The sequence below is a fragment of the Arthrobacter sp. SO5 genome, assembly GCF_020532805.1.
In the GTDB taxonomy this organism is placed as follows: domain Bacteria; phylum Actinomycetota; class Actinomycetes; order Actinomycetales; family Micrococcaceae; genus Arthrobacter.
In genome coordinates this window covers 10034-27208 of record NZ_MQTQ01000077.1, presented here as the reverse complement: position 1 = coordinate 27208, position 17175 = coordinate 10034, and the positions used below count along the sequence as shown (strand labels likewise).

General features: G+C 62.3%; 22 protein-coding genes. 15 read left to right on the top strand and 7 right to left on the bottom strand.

The genetic code is table 11. The annotated features are described in order from the left end of the window. The coding region (locus BJG92_RS14910) for a hypothetical protein (RefSeq protein ID WP_232084780.1) at window positions 1-303 on the bottom strand (303 nt) is incomplete at its 3' end. 78 nt (window positions 304-381) lie between these two features. Continuing rightward, window positions 382-984 carry a dihydrofolate reductase family protein gene (locus BJG92_RS14905; protein ID WP_269462044.1) on the bottom strand — a complete coding sequence of 201 codons (603 nt, stop codon included), beginning with the start codon at window positions 982-984 and terminating at the stop codon, window positions 382-384. Window positions 985-1592: 608 nt separating this feature from the next. Between BJG92_RS14905 and BJG92_RS14900 the strand changes: the two genes are divergently transcribed. Further along, window positions 1593-2150, top strand: coding sequence for a hypothetical protein (locus tag BJG92_RS14900; RefSeq protein ID WP_232084778.1), 558 nt, complete (start codon window positions 1593-1595; stop codon window positions 2148-2150). Between the two features lie 466 nt (window positions 2151-2616). Here BJG92_RS14900 and BJG92_RS14895 read toward each other — a convergent pair whose 3' ends face one another. Next, window positions 2617-3030: a glyoxalase gene (locus tag BJG92_RS14895; RefSeq protein ID WP_232084777.1), complete on the bottom strand. Its 414-nt coding sequence runs from the start codon at window positions 3028-3030 to the stop codon at window positions 2617-2619. 777 nt (window positions 3031-3807) lie between these two features. On the opposite strand from BJG92_RS14895, the gene BJG92_RS14890 reads away from it, so the two are divergent. The 4 genes from BJG92_RS14890 to BJG92_RS14875 all read left to right on the top strand — a co-directional run bounded on the left by BJG92_RS14890 (window position 3808) and on the right by BJG92_RS14875 (window position 7471). After that, window positions 3808-4389, top strand: coding sequence for an NUDIX domain-containing protein (locus BJG92_RS14890; protein WP_308011668.1), 582 nt, complete (start codon window positions 3808-3810; stop codon window positions 4387-4389). Window positions 4390-4460: 71 nt separating this feature from the next. Then, the gene (locus tag BJG92_RS14885; protein ID WP_232084776.1) at window positions 4461-5066 is read left to right on the top strand and encodes a class I SAM-dependent methyltransferase; all 606 of its coding nucleotides are present in this window, start codon (window positions 4461-4463) and stop codon (window positions 5064-5066) included. Continuing rightward, window positions 4984-5814, top strand: coding sequence for a GNAT family N-acetyltransferase (locus BJG92_RS14880; RefSeq protein ID WP_308011667.1), 831 nt, complete (start codon window positions 4984-4986; stop codon window positions 5812-5814). The genes BJG92_RS14885 and BJG92_RS14880 overlap by 83 nt, the downstream gene beginning before the upstream one ends. A 739-nt stretch (window positions 5815-6553) precedes the next feature. Beyond that, a complete protein-coding gene (locus tag BJG92_RS14875) occupies window positions 6554-7471 on the top strand; it encodes an NmrA family NAD(P)-binding protein (RefSeq protein ID WP_232084775.1) in 918 nt (305 codons plus the stop codon). A 324-nt stretch (window positions 7472-7795) separates the two neighbouring features. On the opposite strand, the gene BJG92_RS14870 is transcribed toward BJG92_RS14875, so the two are convergent. Continuing rightward, window positions 7796-8347, bottom strand: coding sequence for a GNAT family N-acetyltransferase (locus tag BJG92_RS14870; protein WP_232084774.1), 552 nt, complete (start codon window positions 8345-8347; stop codon window positions 7796-7798). Between the two features lie 640 nt (window positions 8348-8987). Here BJG92_RS14870 and BJG92_RS14865 point away from each other — a divergent pair. The 3 genes from BJG92_RS14865 (at window position 8988) to BJG92_RS14855 (ending at window position 10332) form a co-directional block, all read left to right on the top strand. Then, entirely contained in the window at window positions 8988-9326 is a 339-nt protein-coding gene (locus BJG92_RS14865; protein WP_232084773.1) for a YciI family protein, read from the top strand. A gap of 128 nt (window positions 9327-9454) precedes the next feature. Beyond that, window positions 9455-9856, top strand: coding sequence for a glyoxalase/bleomycin resistance/extradiol dioxygenase family protein (locus tag BJG92_RS14860; RefSeq protein ID WP_232084772.1), 402 nt, complete (start codon window positions 9455-9457; stop codon window positions 9854-9856). Then, the gene (locus BJG92_RS14855) at window positions 9853-10332 is read left to right on the top strand and encodes a DUF664 domain-containing protein (protein ID WP_232084771.1); all 480 of its coding nucleotides are present in this window, start codon (window positions 9853-9855) and stop codon (window positions 10330-10332) included. Before BJG92_RS14860 ends, BJG92_RS14855 begins: the two co-directional genes overlap by 4 nt. A gap of 775 nt (window positions 10333-11107) precedes the next feature. Here the strand turns inward: BJG92_RS14855 and BJG92_RS14850 are convergent. Continuing rightward, a complete protein-coding gene (locus tag BJG92_RS14850; protein ID WP_232084770.1) occupies window positions 11108-11596 on the bottom strand; it encodes an anthrone oxygenase family protein in 489 nt (162 codons plus the stop codon). Window positions 11597-11901: 305 nt separating this feature from the next. Here BJG92_RS14850 and BJG92_RS14845 point away from each other — a divergent pair, with 305 nt between their 5' ends. From BJG92_RS14845 to BJG92_RS14815, 7 genes are all read left to right on the top strand, one after another. Then, entirely contained in the window at window positions 11902-12303 is a 402-nt protein-coding gene (locus tag BJG92_RS14845) for a MarR family winged helix-turn-helix transcriptional regulator (protein ID WP_232084769.1), read from the top strand. A gap of 119 nt (window positions 12304-12422) precedes the next feature. Next, entirely contained in the window at window positions 12423-12821 is a 399-nt protein-coding gene (locus tag BJG92_RS14840) for a tautomerase family protein (RefSeq protein ID WP_232084768.1), read from the top strand. 167 nt (window positions 12822-12988) lie between these two features. Then, window positions 12989-13840 (top strand): fumarylacetoacetate hydrolase family protein, encoded by an 852-nt coding sequence (locus BJG92_RS14835; protein WP_232084767.1) that lies wholly within the window; start codon window positions 12989-12991, stop codon window positions 13838-13840. An 85-nt stretch (window positions 13841-13925) separates the two neighbouring features. Next, window positions 13926-14315: a RidA family protein gene (locus BJG92_RS14830; RefSeq protein ID WP_232084766.1), complete on the top strand. Its 390-nt coding sequence runs from the start codon at window positions 13926-13928 to the stop codon at window positions 14313-14315. Between the two features lie 19 nt (window positions 14316-14334). Next, on the top strand, window positions 14335-15285 hold the full coding sequence (locus tag BJG92_RS14825; protein WP_232084765.1) for a serine/threonine dehydratase: 951 nt from the start codon (window positions 14335-14337) through the stop codon (window positions 15283-15285). A 78-nt stretch (window positions 15286-15363) separates the two neighbouring features. Continuing rightward, window positions 15364-15591, top strand: coding sequence for a hypothetical protein (locus BJG92_RS14820; RefSeq protein WP_232084764.1), 228 nt, complete (start codon window positions 15364-15366; stop codon window positions 15589-15591). A gap of 110 nt (window positions 15592-15701) precedes the next feature. Beyond that, window positions 15702-16529 carry an NAD(P)H-binding protein gene (locus BJG92_RS14815; protein ID WP_232084763.1) on the top strand — a complete coding sequence of 276 codons (828 nt, stop codon included), beginning with the start codon at window positions 15702-15704 and terminating at the stop codon, window positions 16527-16529. A 166-nt stretch (window positions 16530-16695) separates the two neighbouring features. Here the strand turns inward: BJG92_RS14815 and BJG92_RS18445 are convergent, their stop codons facing one another. Both BJG92_RS18445 and BJG92_RS14810 read right to left on the bottom strand, forming a co-directional pair. Then, a complete protein-coding gene (locus BJG92_RS18445; RefSeq protein WP_269462042.1) occupies window positions 16696-16821 on the bottom strand; it encodes a hypothetical protein in 126 nt (41 codons plus the stop codon). A gap of 95 nt (window positions 16822-16916) precedes the next feature. Then, window positions 16917-17175 (bottom strand): hypothetical protein (locus tag BJG92_RS14810; protein ID WP_232084762.1); only part of this gene is annotated, 259 nt, incomplete at its 5' end.

Genomic DNA, 17175 nt, shown 5'->3' with positions numbered 1-17175 from the left:
CTTAGCAGCCATGGCCTTCGCACCAGTATCCGCCGCCGCAGCCATCATTTTTCCCGTCACCGCCGCATCCGGATTCTGGGTATCCGGCGTTTGCTGTCTCCGCTGTTTCGCGGAGGGAGGCGGCCTACGGATCCAAAGCCAAGCACCCCCGACGATCTCGGCCTCCCCGGCGTCAATACATGTTGGGCGGGCAGCAATGGAGTTGGCGCGTTTGCTGTTCGCGGACTTCGATGTGTCGGTGGCCATATTGCGGCGCAACCGTTTCTGTTGGAGGCTGAGGTCGCCGGGGCGGCGCGCAGGCATACTCCGGACTATCTGCTGCCAAAAGACGTGGGGCCGCTGGTGGTGGAGTACTTCCCCGATCGCGCGGAGGAATTGCGCTCAGCGCCTCGTCTCGTACCTGGTCAGGACCACGCCGCCGGGAAACGTCCGCGTCTCCACTAGGTCCAGGTTCACCCAGCTCTCCAGCGAGGTGAAGAACGGAGTGCCGCCGCCCACCAGGACCGGATGGGTGGCTAGCGCGTATTCATCGATCAGCCCGGCCCGCATGGCCGACCCCGCGAGCGTTGCGCCCCCGACGCTCATCGGGCCGCCGTCCCCGGCCTTGAGCCGGGTGATCTCGGGAATCGGGTCGCCGGTGACCAGGCGGGTGTTCCAGTCGACCTGGTCGATCGTCGAGGAGAACACCACCTTCGGCGTGTCCCGCCAGTTCCGCGCGAACTCGATCTCCGCCGGGGTGGCGTTGGGCTGCTGGTCGCCGGTCGGCCAGTAGGAGCTCATGGTCTCCCAGAGCTTGCGGCCGTACAGCGACAGGCTGCTGGCCCGCTCCTGGTCGAGCCACCACTGGAACAGTTCCTCGCTCGGCCCGCCCCAGCCGATGTCGTCGCTGGCCGCGGCGATATAGCCGTCCAGGGTCAGATTCATGCCGTAGATCAGTTTCCGAACGGCGCCAGCCTTCCGTCTCGCAGTGGTCGAGGGCGTCATTGAACTCCGTCGTTGGCAGAGGATCGGCGGCATCCTGTCCCTCATGGAGCCACCGTAACTGCCCATGATCTGGATGCCATAGCCTTCGGTCCGCGTTTCAACTGAGCTGCCCGGTGAGGGATCGATGGCTTACGGGCAGCCACCTCACACGTCTACCCCGCCTGCGACTCGGGAACTGAACGACGCCCTGCACGCCAACTAGCAAGTCAGCCAAACGTCTCGGTTCGGAACAAGCAGGACTAATACGGTCTTTTCTGTTTTCACGTCATTGTGTGCAGGCGGTCAGCTGGTTCCGGACGTCCATCATATGTGCAGGAAAAGCCGGCGCCTACCGGCTGTCCTTGATCCGGCCTCCAGAACCTTGACTTGCCCGGAGAACGAGTCCACGATCAGCCATCAACACTCCCACGCCTGAGGATCGACCAAAGTCGAAAAAGCGTCGTTGGGCTGACTTTGCGGGGCAACTCGTGATGACGATCTTGGGAGTGGTGATCGGCATCGGGCTCGCACCGTTGGCTCCGTGGTTCGAACATGCAGTGAGTCGGTGGCACTACGTCGAGCCCACGTGTGGGGATCCTCGGGGCCTGGAGATACTAGACATTAAAACTATGACAGCAACGGGCGAGGCGACCGTCGAAGTGACGTCCGAAGCCGACCCCTTGGGGAAAAGCCGAAGCAAAATGAATACCTTCGACGGCCGTCCTGGCTCTGGCTGGGTGCCAGTGACTTTGTCCCCCCGAGATGATGACGCCGCAGCAGTCTCGACTGAAGCCTCCACAGACCGGATGGACCTGAGTTTTACGAGTCCTCAGCCGATCTCTCTAGTGTGCGCAGTCAATGGCAATGCCGCCGATTGGGTTTCCTACATGCGTGCAGACCGCGCCCGCACTGTGGAGCTGCGTCTCGGTGACGGGAAGCAAGAAGTCATGCGCAGGACCTCGTTGCGCACGCTGCCGGAACATGAGCTACAGGAGCGTCAGGATATCGAGATGCCCGACCCGGCAGCTTGGTGGACGACAAAAGCATCGTACAACCGGGTATCGCTTACGCTGCTCGACCGCTACCTAGGATCACAGGTCGACGATCCGAATACGGGTGAGGCCATCGATACACCAACCCGTCTCGTGATGCTCGCCGAGGTGGAGGTATGGGTAGACAAGCAGTGAGGCTTGGTAGCGTTGGTGGTTCCACCACCTCCCCCATTACTGAGTCACCAAGAGTTTAGCTCGCGCTGCACGGACGCCTTCGCGCGATAACGGCGACTCGAAGTGGGCCAGGGCATGTGGAGCCTGACGACCTGCACAGTGAGCAGCCGAGCATAGTCCTAGCCATGTAGCGAACCACTGCCCGCTTTCTCCCCCGTGCACCATGCCGCAGCCTAGCCCTAGCAGCCGACGTCGTTAACAAACCATCCCAGGTGGGGACGTCGGGCGTTCGGTGAGGGATCAGCTAGCGGGCGCTGGTGCGACACCGGGCGATCACAGAATGCCGCCACGAAGAGCCACCCCTGGGCCCTGCCGCTCACCAATTCGAGGTGAAGCCAAAGTGGAATGTGCATTGGCGCCTTTGGACGTTGACGAGTGAGGCTGTCGGATCGAGTTTCACGGCGCACCAGGGGAGCGCTGCTGTTGTCTAGTTAGATTCCTCAGGGGACAAGAACTCGAGTCGGTTCCCATTGTTGTCCCAAAGGTAGAACCGTCTCATGCCCGGTAAGTTTTCGTCCCATTCCACAGCGAGACCGAAACTTTCAATTCGGAGGGCCAGAGCCTCTATGTCGCCCACCAGGATCCCCGGATGAGCCTTCTTTTGGGGTTTGAAGTCCTCCTCGGCGCCCAAATGGATTTCAAGATTGTCGGCTCGAACCCAGAGTCCGCCACGGGCCGCCAATACCGGTGGTTTCTGCACTTCGGTCAGACCTAGAACGCCCACGTAGAACTTCCTGCAGTCATCCTCGCTACCCCTGGGGAGGGCCAACTGCACGTGGTGAAGCCCCCAGCCAAAGGCAGTTTGCGCGGGACGAGTTTCATAGGCAACGACTTCTGACACGGAGGCTCCTTCGACGGCGTGAATGCGAGTATGGCACCATCGCCACGTTTTCCCTGTCAAGCGATTTGGCGAGGGTTCGAGTATGAGGTCCGTGGATCGGTTCTGGGCTGACCATGGAGGAAGAGTCGGCCAAAAACGTTACGAAGGGCGAGCCCGACGGGACTGCCCCGATTTTTGTTCACGCCTTGAGCTGGCGCGTCCCTTGGCGAATGCGCCCGCATGCTGATCCTTTACCGACACCTAAGGCGACAATTTAGTTGGGGCTGCGCCGACGTCTCTTCCTTTCAGTCAAGAACAAACCACCGAGTGCAGCGAACACCACGACGGGCATCGCCAACAACATGGGTCTGAAGAGGTCGGGAACGAGCGCGGCAACGATAGCCAGGGCCACGATGATCCCAAGCGCAGGGAGGAGAAAAGTGGCCCGCAGCTTCATATCAATCCCATTTTGCTGAGCCATTATCTTCGCTGAGCCTTCCTTCCTCCGGGTTCTGCCAGCCTAAGCCGACACATGCATTTTGAATAGATTCTGCCCCACTCCCCATAAAACCAATGGGTAGGCAACCTGCCGAAATGAAGGGACATGGATGAGCGCCGACTATCCAATTCGCTTGTCTCTGCCTTCTTCGCGACACGGTGTTGGAGGTCGATGCCTGAGTAGGATCGACATCTCGGCAAGCCAACATTTTGACTCGCAGCGCTCTTTGGCGCGTCTCAGTCCTCAAGGGGGTCCTTTACCGGGACGCTGCGGCGGAACTCACGACGTACGGTTGGAGGGTGCCGTCAACGAACATCCACGCCGAAGACTCGACAATACGCTCAGGGCTCCACCCTCTTACTCCCCAACACGCGCCGGCGCTGCACGACGAGCGTGGTGTTGATGCGGCCATCCATGATGTGTCCATCGCGCACGTAGCTGAAGACGGACTCCTGGTGTGGTTCCAGTCCAATTGGCGAGCGGATCCCCGCCCCTTGGCCGCGGATGTGTGGGTGTTCTTACCAGATTTCCAGCGCATACTCGTCGTTGAGCATCGCTGGCGGGGCCTCGTGCCGCCTGGTGGACGAGTAGAACCCGGGGAGACCCCGCGCGAGGGCGCCGTTCGCGAGCTTGCCGAAGAGACAGGTCTTGAACTAGTCGTTGCTGACCGCCCGGCGTTCGCTGCTGCCCGCTCATACCGATCGGATTGGTCAGCGAGACTGAACTTGTCCTATTGGGCGATCGCCGATCCTGCAATGAAGCTGCTGCTGGAAGTTGGTCAACCCGCGCGTTGGATCGACGTTGGCTCAGACTGGCGTACTTTCCACAAGCCGGATGCGACTGCTGTGGCCCGGTTTGCAGAACAACAGAGAAACTCCTAATCACAACGGATGTTCGCCCGCAGGTCGATCGTCTAGCGGACGCAAACCTTGGCATGCCTAGACTCGAACACATGGTCAACGTTGTTAGCGATGCGTATTCATGCAGGGCGGCGGAATACGTCGAACGCTTTGCTTCAATGGGTGCCGCGCACCCTTCAGACCGTCAACTGGTGGCGACTTGGGCGGACGGTATCGAGGGTGCGGTACTAGACGCTGGCTGCGGTCCGGGCCATTGGACGAACTTTCTCAATGAAGCTGGGATTCCTGCACTCGGAGTGGACCTGGTTCCCGAGTTCATCGAGCACGCACGCGTTGCCTATCCCGGCATTCCGTTCCGGACAGGCAGCCTCGACGCTCTTGATGTCAGTACCGGGACAATTGGTGGAGTGCTCGCTTGGTACTCACTGATCCACCATGAGCCAGCCACGATCCGCGCTTCTCTCTTGGAATTCCATCGAGTCCTCAGCCCTGGCGGCGCCCTGCTGATCGGCTTCTTCGACTGTGCCGTCGTTGAAAAGTTCGATCATGCGGTCGTCCCGGCGTACCGGTGGCCGGTAAGTCATCTCTGCGGCCAGCTGGTAGCCGCGGGCTTCGATGTGGTCGAGACACACACAAGGACGACCGCCAGGCAGTCATCTCACGGCGCAATTCTCGCCCGCCGCGGGAGTGCTCGCTGAGGGCTCGGCGCGCGGGGATGGCGAAGAACGCGACGCACAGCGTACTTTGGCGCCTCGAGGCGAAAATAGGGATATGAGCATCAGCGGTGATATTCCGCCCTGGCCAACTTCTGATCCGGAGCATGGCCGTATCCGGCCGCGCACGTTCACGAATCTAGACGCGGGGATGGCGATGGACCTTTCCCAAGATCCGTATGTCCCCACGGTGGGAAGCCTCCCACCGCATGCCACTCCTGAGGAAGCCTTAGCGTGGATTGAGAGGCAGCGACAGCGCCACGTCGAAGGGACCGGATTTTCCTTCTCGATAGCCGACCTCAAAACTGATCGCTCCATGGGGAACATCGGACTATGGCTCGAGGAGTTGGGCGCAGGACGCGCTCAGCTTGGATATGCCGTTGCCCCAAACGAGAGGGGCCACAGCATTGCATCCGATGCCTTTGGCGCCCTCACTACCTTTGCCTGGACGATCGCGCATCTGCACCGTCTGGAGTTTTATATCGAGCCGTGGAACGCAGCTTCTATCCGCACCGCCGAACGTGCCGGCTACGAACGCGAGGGACTACTTCGCAGTCACCAGGAGTCAGCCCGCCGCAGCAGCCATCATTTTTCCCGTCACCGACGCATCCGGCTTCTCGGTATCCGGCGTCGCTGTCGTCGCTGTTTTGGCGGTGGGAGCTGGCCACGTTGCCCTCAATCAGACCCCGACGATCTCTGCCTCCCTGGGCGAGCAGCGCGGCGACGACCATGACCGGATCTTTGCCGATCGCGGCGGTCGTTCGTGGATACGAGGACGCATCATATGAGGATTCCGCACATCGATTTGAATGTACCGGTTGGCCCGCCCCCGTCACCGGCATTTTTTCGGGCGGGTTATACGGGAATCGGCCGGCCGCGGAATCGCGGCGGTCGTGATCTGTAAACTTTTGGGGGGCGCATTCGCCGATGGGGGACCGGCAAACGGGCGGTCGGGGGTGACTTTTGTCACTGCGACTCACAATTCGGAGGCGTGCCGGGTGCAGCTCAGATAGCGATCGTTATTGAGAGCTTGCCTCCGCGCGTAGGATCGGGGCGTGAGCAGCCAAAAGGAATCCCCAGCCCTGCAGTCCAAGAGGAACGGAATCATCCGGTCAGTCTTGGCGGTAGCCTTCTTTGCCGTGCTCGCATGGCTGGTGGTGGCTAGCTGGGGGCTATCTTTCTGGCCCTCAGTGGCGCTATTCACGGTCTATACGGTGGGAATCGCGATTCCCCTGGGCCTGACGTTGGGCCTGTTGATTCCCTGGGGCTTGGCCGCAAGGAGTGAACGGGCCGGGCGGCAGCGGAGTTCGCACCGGGACGCTCCGGATACGAACGCCTAACCATCGCCAGCCCGAGTCATACACCGGTGCCGTTGCCGGCACCGAGCGGTCGGTAACTGCACCCCACCTCTCAGTCCGTCGACGTCGTACCAACTCCCGCGACACCACTTACACAGAGAAGAGCACCTCATCATGACCACCGTCCTCGTCGCCGGAGCCACCGGTGACCTCGGCCACCGGATCGTCCGCGAGCTGCTCGCCGCCAACCCCGAAGCCTTCGTTCGTGTTCTAACCCGCCCGGGCGGCGGAACCGCCCAGACGATGTACGGGGAGCGTGACCGCGTGGAGATTCGCGAGGCCGCCTATACGGACCACGTCGGCCTCGTCGAGGCCCTCTCCGGCGCCGAAATCGTCGTGTCCGCAGTCAGCGGCGCGCGCTCCGTCATCCTCGACGCCCAGCAGGCGCTGTTAGCTGCGGCCGTTGAGGCCGGTGTGACACGCTTCATTCCGTCTGACTACTCGGCTGATTATCGCCGTGTCACCCCGGGCAGCAACCGCAACTTCGAACTGCGCAGGGAGTTCGCCGGCGACCTCGATGCCACTCCGCTCCACGTCACGTCTGTGCTCAACGGCGCCTTCGCGGACATGCTGACCGGACAGGCTCCGATGATCCTGTTCAGGCGTCACAAGATCCTCTACTGGTCCTCGCCGGACCAGCTGCTGGACTTCACCACCAAGGACGACGTCGCCCGCACCGTCGCGCACGTGGCAATGGACGACGCCGCGCCCCGCGTCGTCGAGGTGGCCGGGGACCGCGTAACAGCCCGAGGCATCGCGCGGATCATGACCGAGCTCACCGGCGCTGCGTTCACCACCCAGTGGGCCGGGACCACGGGAATGCTGTCGGGCATGGCCCGGATCGGGCGTCGCGTATTAAAGGACGAGGAGGCCACCTTCCCTGCCTGGCAGGGTATGCAGTACTTCGTCAGTATGTTCAGTGGCGAGGCTCAGCTGCATCACGTGAACAACGACCGCTACGGGCCGCAGGCTTGGACCAGCGTCCGTGACGTCCTTGAGGCGCACGTGAAGGACGGCGCGACCAAGGGCTGACGATGGCGACAGCTACTCAGCTCGGCCCGCAGCCACACCCAACTCGCACCCTGCGTCCGCCACCCGCTGTTCGTTACTTCCATGCCCGAGGCGGTGCGGCGAGTACACCCGAGCGGTCCTGAAGCGTAAAAGGATCGGCTTACGGGCACTCGAGACGATCGCTCGGCTCAGTGCGACACGTTGGGGGAGTCGACACCGACCTTGACCCAGTACGCGAGTGCCGCTTTGTCTTGGATTCGTTCGTTTGGCACGGTGAGCCATCCGCGGCCCATCGGACGATCATTGCCCATGTAGCAGCAACGAACACCAACAGCCAAGAAGCGGTCAAGGTCGCGTTGTCGCGTAGAGCAGCATGTCGCGCCGGGTGCCACCAATCTCCTGGTGGCTGCGGAGCAGGCCCTCCCGCTGGAAACCAGATGCCTCGGCAACGCGACTTGAGTTGATGTTCCACGGCTCGATGTACAGCTCGATCCGGTGCAGAGTGGGGATGGTCCAAGCGAACGCGGTCAGTGCCTTCAACGCGCTGCTGGCGATCCCGCGGCCCCGGTGCGCGGGGCCAACCGAGTAGCCGACCGTCGCGCGTCCGGCCGACATGTTCTGAAGCCACAGTCCGATGGCACCGACGGCGTTGTTGGACTCGGTATCGGCGATGGCGAAGGACAGCCCTTTTCCTTGGTCGAACCGGCCCCGCTGCCGGTGGATCCATTCCAGAGCCTGCTGTGTCGTAGGGAGTGCGGGGAGGCTGCCAATGAGAGGGATGTAAGGATCGTCCCCCAATGCCAAGGCGAGATGTACGTCGTCGTCGGTGAACTCGCGCAAAACGACTGAACCGTAGGACGGTGGTGTGGTCGGCCAGGACGGTAAGTGCTCAGTCATACGTCGATTATCGCCGTGGTCATCGTCCCGTGATGCTCAAGATGCACCCGATCATGCCGGACAGAGCGGGTTTTCCACCCCCAGCCCGTCCCGTAAGCCGATTCCCTATCGGACGGCCGCGCCCCCGGCCCGGGCGGGAAGCTTTTGGCGCATCGGTAGGCTAAGTCCATGGCATTGGGGGACGCGGCACAGCCGCCGGCAGTTCGGTCACACAGAGTGGTCCTTGATGCGTATGCGCTCATCAAGGGGTGGATCATCGCCACCACGCTCTGGGTGGGCGTGCTACTGCTCCTGGTGGCAGCGGTCTATGGCGTGCCCGCCGCGCAGGACGGAGCCGATGTCGGCTACGTGTGGGGCCTTTGGGCATGGCGATTCTGTATGGCTTCGGAGTTTCCCTGGTGGTCGCGCGCCACTGGCCTGGGTGTTGGCCTATCTCTTGCGCCCGGTCCAGAGTCAATGGATCCATATCGGAGCCTTTTTCGCGGTGACCACCATATCGTTCTGGCTGTTGGGAAGCGTCCTGGGTCTCGGCTGGCAACCCTGGCTACTGTTCCCGTGGGCCACCGTTGGCGCAGCGGCAGCCATCGGCCGCTGGGCAATCCGCAAAATACGCGCCCGATAACGGGTGCAGAGGAGAAAAATGAAACACCTCATATTGATTCCGAACAATGTTGATACCTGGAAGGGGCTTCCCGCGGCCGAGATCGAGGGGATCATGCAGGCCCAGACCTCCTTACAGAAGGAGCCCACTGCCTCCGGAGAATTCGTGGAGGCACATGAACTGAGCGAGGAGGTAAAATTCGTCACATCAAACGACGGCAGCTGTACCGTGACTGACGGTCCCTTCATGGAGACCAAGGAGTTCGTGGCCGGTTACTACATCGTCGATTGCGTGGACATGGAACGCGCGGTGGAAATCGCCGGAAAGCTTGGAGAGGCAAAACTATGGCCGATGGAGATACGCCGAATCGACGCATAATCCAAGGACAAGAATCGGCCCGCCTACTAGATTCGGATTTACCGCTGATTTTGGCGGTGCATCAACCTCTATGAAAAGGACCTGATACCTGGTCCAAACGTTTCCATCACACATCAGGAGTACCCACTATGTCTGCACCTCTCGTATGCATCAGCTTCCCCGGAACGGCCCGGGAAGCGCTGAGCTTCTATGCAGACATCTTCGGGGGCGAGTTGTCCCTGCACTCTTACGAATATTTTGGCAGGACCGACGGCCCACCAAACGCCATAGCTCACGGCGTTCTCGGCGGTGACGTAGCTCTGGCGGGATCCGATGCCCCGGCAGGAGAACAGACCGTGCGGTTCGAAGGCCTCACGCTCTCGCGGCTGGGAACCGCTGAACCGGCGATCCTCCACGAGTGGTTCGACAAGCTCTGCATCGGCGGGTCGGCGATCGACCCGTTGGCTCCTAAGCCGTGGGGCGCCTCAGACGGTCAGGTCACTGACCGCCATGGTCTTCGCTGGCTCATCGGCTACGAGCGGCAAGCATGAGTGACGAGCTGCTGCTGACGCAGCTGGCAAGCGAACGTGAGCATGTACTGCACGCCGTGGACGGGCTGACCGAAGCCGAGATGAGTGAGCCGCTCGTCCCATCGGGGTGGACCATAACGCGCCTCCTCAACCACCTCGCCTTCGACGATGAGATGTTTTGGATCTCGGCCATTCTTGGCGGCGACCCCGAAGCGATCGCAGCACTTCACAACGGCTGGGCATCCCGTCCCATGACGGGCGCCGAAGCGGTCAACATCTACAGACACCAGATCCGGCGCAGCAACCGAATCCTTGCGAAAGTTGACCTTGATGACCCACCCCGCTGGTGGCCTCCGGCCAGCGAGTTCGCCGCACAACCGATGCGTGAGGGTCGCGAGGTCGTCTTTCGCGTGCTTACAGAGACATCGACTCACTCAGGTCACCTCGACATCGTGCGCGAACTGATCGACGGACACCAAAATCTAGTCGTCACCTAATCCACCGCCCAAAACGAAGGACGGGGAACTTCTTCGCAACCTGGCACTCGGACCACGTAAACCCAACACTCCCGACCCAGGAGTCCACCTTAAACCTCTGCTCCCACCCGCAGATGTTATTAAACCCGAGCATCCGCGATACAGCGGTGGACATGCGGACGCCCATCGCCCACTCCACTGCACCCTGCACCGGAGACACTGCAGCCACCGGCGCGACTAGCCGATCGACTTTCACGAAAGGACCACCACAATGCCGCAATTTGCCATCCTCATCTATGCAGACGAGTCCCTCCATGCTGTCGATGCAGCAGAGCCCGAACTCGAAGAGAACGACTAACACGCAAAGGATCTTTCAGCCTCAGGCACCATGTAGCTCGCCTATGCCCTGACCCCTCGAGCTAGTGCGGTGTCCATCCGACGAGACAGCACAGACGCTGGACCGTTCGTCCAAGCCGACCAGTTCGTAGCAGCAAACTGGCAACCGCCATGGGTCAAACTGACGCGTCCAAGGATCCGCGATCGGCCGCTCGCCAGATGCGCGAACTCGTTGACCCAGGGGATCGGACGTCCCCGCGCATGCACCAAGGAACGCCCCAGTCCTCGATTGGCACCCGTGATGACAGCCAGTTTCTTCATCCAATCAGGCTAGTCGGCGCGCGAGTACAGACCTTGCGCTTGAGAGTGCCCCGCAGAGGGTCCGCTTACCGGGCGGGGACACGGTGTAGGTCAGTACTGAAATTTGTGCCGACTTCTAGTGAAGATGACACTGGCCTGGTCAAGTTGATCTTGCGAGGGAATCTAAGAGAGTGATTGTTGCTGCTATTGCGGCCGTTGCTCGCACATGATTGGCGACGCCCCAAGCACGGCCGAATTCGTTCCATCGCGCTTCTATGTCCGGACCATCAGGCGTAATTTGAGCCAGGGTGTCGTTCAGGGGAACGTTGCGCACGATGGTGATGCCGAACGCCGCAAGCGCCAGTTCGGCACCGACGATGCGGTTTGGGGCTGCTGGTGTGGCTGCCCCCGAGGCTAGTTCTGTGATGACCACGGCGAGAGCCGCTGTAGCGCCGCCGAAGAAGACGACCATGAGGGGTAGCCGGACCGCGTTGATGTTGATGCGCTGCATCGCAGGAACCGCCTGGATGGCCGGAAGTGCGCGAAGTGCGGGCAGGAGCAACGCGGAGAATGCAAAGTACACTCCACCCGCAACCCCGGCGCATACGGCGGATGTGGCGGTAACGGCGGTGATGAGTGTCCCGCTCATGCGTGCGACTCGGTTTGTCGCTTCCAGATACCGCTCGCGGCAGTGCGGTATACGTGATCGGTAAAGTCTGTTGCGGGTCGGCCAAGGGCTGATTCCAAACGGGGTCACAGAGGCATTGCGTCCGTCGAGGATCGATTCGAAAAGCTCGGCAAGGGGTGTGGCTTCTTCTCGTGGGATGCCATCAAGGGCTACGTCGGCCACGAACTCTCCGGCTGTGCTTGGCGGCCCGGGCCGCGCGAGGTTCACTAGGGCACTGACTCATGAGCCATAGACGCCACCCCGATTACGTGTATATACTCGTATTTATGAAGAGCGACTGTTACTCCACAAGCATTCGCTCGGCTACCCGCAAGATCACTGCAATGTACGACGCAGCTCTTCAGCCGGCGGGCGTGAACATCGCCCAGTTGGCTTTGCTCCGCAGGCTCAGCGACACCACGGCACTCTCCGTCGAAGAATTGGCCCGCGCTGCGGAGCTTGAGCGGTCAACCGTCACGCGAAACGTGCGGGTCCTGGAAAAGCAGGGTCTGGTCCAAATTGGTGAGTCCGAGAAGGACCGGCGTACAGTTAACATCCTTCTCACCCCGCGCGGGGTGGACACGCTCCGCCTTAGCGGACCCCTCTGGGATGCGGCCCAGCGGCGGTTCGAGGAACAGATCGGCGTGGAGAACGCCAAGGCACTGCGCTCCCTGTTGCACGCGGTCTGAGGCCACACACGTCCGGGCACGTTGGGACCTCTTGAGGCCCGTGGCCGGCACGGTTCGAGAAGCAAAAATACGTCCCCACGCATCCGCTTAAGGGCGTACCCACCATGAAGGAGTCCCACATGCCATTGGTCAAGGTCAATCTGCGCAAGGGTCGTACGTCCGAGGAGAAGACCGCTATCGGCGCCAGCATCCAGGAGGCTCTGGTCAGCATCTTGAAGGTCCCGGAGGCGGACCGCTACCAGCTTTTCACCGAGTTCGACGACGAGAATTTTCGCCACACCGACTCCTATCTCGGGTTGGAGTACACCGCCGGGCTGCTGATCATCGAGATCACGTTCCTGCAGGGGCGCGATGATGAGGTCAAGAAGGCGCTGCTGGCCAGGATCAACCGAAATCTTGTGTCCGCCGGCGTCGTGGGCCCGGATGATGTCTTCGTCATGATCACCGAGATCGGTCTTGCCAATATTTCGTTCGGGCAGGGACTGGCTCAGCGCGCCGTTGGCGTCGCGGCCCGCTAGGGTACCGATTCTGCCGCGGGTCCGAACCCGGCAGCCCTGAAGCAGCACCGGATTCCTTAAGGGTGGGCGCCCCCGACGGCGCACCCTCACCACGGTGGCGGGTTGCCTGTTCAATCCGTGCAGAGGCCACCCAGACAAAGTTCGTCCCAGACTAAGGAGTTGCTGACGTGAGAATCGCCGTAGTTGCATCCCGTGCCAAGATCGTCCGCGGAACAGAGGCTTTCGACATCGCAGAGGCGAGTGGCGGCCGTTTCGGCCCCGACGCACTGGATGTCTACGACAAATGGGAGGCCTTCACGGCGTGGGCAGAATCCGCCGAGCTGGGCCCCGGGGTGCCATTCAGGCCCGAAGACTGCGACTCGCCCGTGCCTGCACCCCGCCAGATTTTCGGTATCGGGCTGAATTACCGTGCCCACCAGATCGAGTCCGGGCTTCCTGCCCCGGCGGAGCCGCTGGTGTTCGGTAAGTTCGTCACGTCGGTGGCCGGCCCCGTCGGTGATCTGGTGTTGTTCACGGACCAGGTCGACTGGGAAGTTGAAGCAGCCGTTGTGATCGGCAGGTACGCACGCAACGTCGACGAGGGCGAGGCGTGGGCATATGTTGCAGGAATTACCGCCGCGCAGGACTACTCCGCCCGGGACGTGCAGATGCGCCCGGCGGGTACCCCGCAGTTCAGCCTGGGCAAATCCTTTCCCGGGTACACCCCGCTCGGTCCGGCCCTTGTCAGCCCGGATGAGTTCAAGGATCCGGACGATATCGCTCTCTCCTGCTCCATCAACGGCCGGTTGGTCCAGTCCTCAACGACCGCGGACATGATCTTCCCGGTGGGCGAAATCATCGCCTATCTCTCCTCAATCCTGCCCCTGTTGCCCGGGGACGTTATCCTCACCGGCACCCCTTCCGGTGTAGGCCTCGGGATGACCCCGCCCGGGTACCTCAAAGCGGGCGATCAGATCACCACCGTCGTCGGGGATCAGACCCAGCACCACACAGCAGTCGACGTAGCCGTAGCGGCCTAAAAGCCGGTACCCATATCGGGCAGAACGAAGTGCCCGCCCGCGACACGAGGGGCCATGCCCCATCACTGATCAGGAAAGATATCTCATGACTATCAAGCGCACCTCAGCCGGGCCGGGACTGCCCTCGGGATTCCCGTTCAGTTTGTCCGCCGAAGCCGACGGAACCTGCTTCATCAGCGGCATGCCGGCCCTGGGCCCCGACGGCAAGTTCCAGCCCGGCACCTTCGAGGAAGAGACCGACTTGGTCTGGCACAACATCGTCGCGATTGCCGAGGCGTCCGGCTACTCTGCCAAGGAGATCGTCTATGTCCAGTGCGTCCTTGCCGACATCGGAGACTACGCCGACCTCAACAACTGGTGGCGTCGGCAGTTCCCCGACCCCGCCATCGCCCCCGCCCGATTCACATTCCAGGCCGGCGCCCTGCCGTTCGGGGCAAAGATAGAGATCCAGGCAGTGGCCGGCCGTGGGAACTGACGCGGCTCCGGCCCTTTCCGTGACTCGCTCGGATGTGCTCGCCGCGCAGACCCGGATGGGTTCGCAGGTGCGCCGCACCCCCACGATGCGCATTGAGGCGAACCAACTCGGTGCGCACCCGGCCTTCTGGCTCAAGCTGGAATCCCTGCAGTCCACCGGTGCCTTCAAAGCCCGCGGGGCGCTCAACAGCCTCCTGGCCACGAAGATCCCAGCGGCAGGAGTATGCGCCGCGAGCGGCGGAAACCACGGCCAGGCCGTCGCATGGGCGGCCCGCCTTCTCGGCGTCCCGGCCGCGATCTTTGTGCCGGAGACATGCCCTGACATCAAGCTCCGGAGGCTCTCTGACTACGGAGCCGCCGTGACCGTCATCGGCGCCGTCTACGATGAGAGCCTTGTCAGGGCAGAGCAGTACGCCGCCGAAACCGGCGCCGTCATGATCCACCCATTTGACCAGCAACTGACGGTGGCCGGGGCAGGCACCGTCTCCGCGGAATTCATCGAGCAGGTCGGAGGACTCGACAGCCTACTGATCCCTGTGGGAGGTGGAGGACTCCTGGCCGGCGCCCTCGCTGCCCTGGCCGGTTCTTCCACTGTTGCGGTCGCCGTGGAGCCATACTCGGCGCGTTGCCTCGGCGCTGCCCTGGAAGCCGGCGGCCCGGTTGACGTTGACGTTTCCGGCCCGGCCGTCGATAGTTTGGGCCCTCGCCGTGTGGGGCAACTGTGCTACGACGCCGCCGTCGCGCACGCAGTGCAACACGTCGACGTCTCCGACAAAGCCATCCTCCGCGCCCAGCTGGCCGCGTGGGAAGAACTTCGGATCGGACTCGAAGGGGGCGGTGCGACCGCCCTCGCCGCACTTCTCAGCGGCGCCTACATCCCCGCCGAGGGCGAAGTGGTGGGCGTTCTGGTCACCGGCGGCAACGTCGACCTTCCCCAGCTTCTCCGGACCGCTGCTTCGGGAAAGGCCTGAAACCACCGCGGCCGCTGCTGTATATCATCACTGCCCGGGGAGAACGCCGTATCCGGGGAAACCATCGGCGTCGAGGCCATGTTTGACCGCTTCGCACGCCTGTCCGCGTGTGGTGTGAACATCGAGATCCAGCAGGTCATGGTCAGTCCGAGAGGAGTGGCGTTGACACTGCAAAGCACCGGCAGTCACAAGGGAGCCGTGCTGGACGAATACCTGGTCTCGGCCGTCACGCTGCGGGATGACAAGGCCGAGCGTATCGATACCGATGTCAGCGACATCGTGATGATGGATGCGTACTTCAGCTAGGCAGCCGCCAGCGCCTTGGGCGACGGCGGCCGCCGTCGCCCGACGGGCAGCTATTCCAGGGGAGTCCGCCCTCAATGTCCTCTCCACCCTCTAAAGAACGGGCACCACTTATGAAAACGTTTCTCATTGTTGGCGGCACAGGAAAAGTAGGAAGCCGGCTTGCGGAAGTTCTTCGCGGCGCCGGCCACGGCGTTCGCGTTGCAAGCCGCTCTGGCGGTGATGTCCGCTTCGACTGGCGGGAACCGGGGACCTATGTCGCTGCCCTCCATGGCGTAGATGGCGTCTTTCTTGTCGGGCCGGGTTCCGCGACCGATTGGTCCCCTGCCCTGGGACAGTTGCTGAACGTGGCGGCCTCCGAAGGCGTGAAGCGGGCCGTGCTCCTGTCGGCGCGCGGCGTCGAGTTCCTCCCGGACGGCGCTGTCGGCCGCGCGGAAAAGACACTGGCAGCCGGCCCGATCCCCTGGACAGTTCTGCGGCCGAGCCACTTCGCGCAGAACTTCACCGAGGCAATGTTCGTGCCAATTAATGGGCAGATACTGGCTCCCGTCGCGGATGGAGCTGAACCGTTCATCGACGTCAAAGACAGCGCGGAGGTCGCCGCTGAGGTCCTGACCAACGCCAGCTGGGAGAACCAGACTGTTGAAATCTCAGGGCCGTCCGCACTCACTTTCGATGAAGCTGCCGCGATCCTGACTGAGCACGCCGGCCGGCGTCTGTCGTTCATTGACGAAGACCCCGATCAGCACGCGCGAAACCTTCGTGCCGCCGGCACGCCCGAAGGATACATCACCTGGAGAATGGCAATGCTGGGCGGAATCCGCCGCGGCGACGACGCCTACATCAGTAACGGGGTAGAACGAGTACTGGGCCGCCCCGCAACCTCCTTCGCAGGGTGGGCGGCGCGCGAAGGAAGTGTGCTGGGCCTTACCTCCGCGTAACTCCGGTTCTGCCCGCCGTTCCCGCGACGAGCAGAAGCAGCGAGCCGATGCCCGTCGGGCATCGGCTCCCTGTCGGCGACGAAGTCGTCGCGACACCCATGTTCCAGATACCGCTGAGGGAGCCGGGACGCGAATCCGGGTAGCGGATGTAGACCAGCATCCCGCCCTAGGAGTCGAGATTGGCTTCGGTCGTTCGTTCACTGCGGGCCTGGATATACCAGAGAGCCGCCGTGTAGACGGCCCCCATCGCGGCGGTGGAGAGCACCTCGCCGAGCGGATGTCCCAAGCTCACAAAGAGCGTTATACCAACGCCCCACGCGGCGGCGAGGACCACGAGCGTCGCAATCTTGCGATGGGCTTTTGTCCACTTCCTTATGCCGCCCGTGCCTAGAGTCGCTCGTCGATGAGCTTCACGCCGGACTCCCCGGTGGCAAAATGGAGCTGACCTCTATCGGTCGTGAGGGCCACGATCTTCCAGTTCTTCTTTAGCTCGGGCGGACGCTTCGGGGGCGGCTCGATTTGGCCTTGGCTCACGACATCGAAGAACACAGTAACCTTGCCTTCGGGTACGCCCTTGTCGATGTAGTCCGGCTGGAACTTGAAGGTGCCGCTGCCAATTTCGGCGAAGCCCGGCAGCCACCGACCG

Excerpts from the sequence above, each read along its gene's own strand:
- BJG92_RS14905 (WP_269462044.1), bottom strand. The coding sequence starts at position 984 with ATGACGCCCTCGACCACTGCGAGACGGAAGGCTGGCGCCGTTCGGAAA.
- BJG92_RS14900 (WP_232084778.1), top strand. The coding sequence starts at position 1,593 with ATGACAGCAACGGGCGAGGCGACCGTCGAAGTGACGTCCGAAGCCGAC.
- BJG92_RS14885 (WP_232084776.1), top strand. The coding sequence starts at position 4,461 with ATGGTCAACGTTGTTAGCGATGCGTATTCATGCAGGGCGGCGGAATAC.
- BJG92_RS14880 (WP_308011667.1), top strand. The coding sequence starts at position 4,984 with ATGTGGTCGAGACACACACAAGGACGACCGCCAGGCAGTCATCTCACG.
- BJG92_RS14875 (WP_232084775.1), top strand. The coding sequence starts at position 6,554 with ATGACCACCGTCCTCGTCGCCGGAGCCACCGGTGACCTCGGCCACCGG.
- BJG92_RS14870 (WP_232084774.1), bottom strand. The coding sequence starts at position 8,347 with ATGACTGAGCACTTACCGTCCTGGCCGACCACACCACCGTCCTACGGT.
- BJG92_RS14865 (WP_232084773.1), top strand. The coding sequence starts at position 8,988 with ATGAAACACCTCATATTGATTCCGAACAATGTTGATACCTGGAAGGGG.
- BJG92_RS14860 (WP_232084772.1), top strand. The coding sequence starts at position 9,455 with ATGTCTGCACCTCTCGTATGCATCAGCTTCCCCGGAACGGCCCGGGAA.
- BJG92_RS14855 (WP_232084771.1), top strand. The coding sequence starts at position 9,853 with ATGAGTGACGAGCTGCTGCTGACGCAGCTGGCAAGCGAACGTGAGCAT.
- BJG92_RS14850 (WP_232084770.1), bottom strand. The coding sequence starts at position 11,596 with ATGAGCGGGACACTCATCACCGCCGTTACCGCCACATCCGCCGTATGC.
- BJG92_RS14845 (WP_232084769.1), top strand. The coding sequence starts at position 11,902 with ATGAAGAGCGACTGTTACTCCACAAGCATTCGCTCGGCTACCCGCAAG.
- BJG92_RS14840 (WP_232084768.1), top strand. The coding sequence starts at position 12,423 with ATGCCATTGGTCAAGGTCAATCTGCGCAAGGGTCGTACGTCCGAGGAG.
- BJG92_RS14830 (WP_232084766.1), top strand. The coding sequence starts at position 13,926 with ATGACTATCAAGCGCACCTCAGCCGGGCCGGGACTGCCCTCGGGATTC.
- BJG92_RS14820 (WP_232084764.1), top strand. The coding sequence starts at position 15,364 with ATGTTTGACCGCTTCGCACGCCTGTCCGCGTGTGGTGTGAACATCGAG.
- BJG92_RS14815 (WP_232084763.1), top strand. The coding sequence starts at position 15,702 with ATGAAAACGTTTCTCATTGTTGGCGGCACAGGAAAAGTAGGAAGCCGG.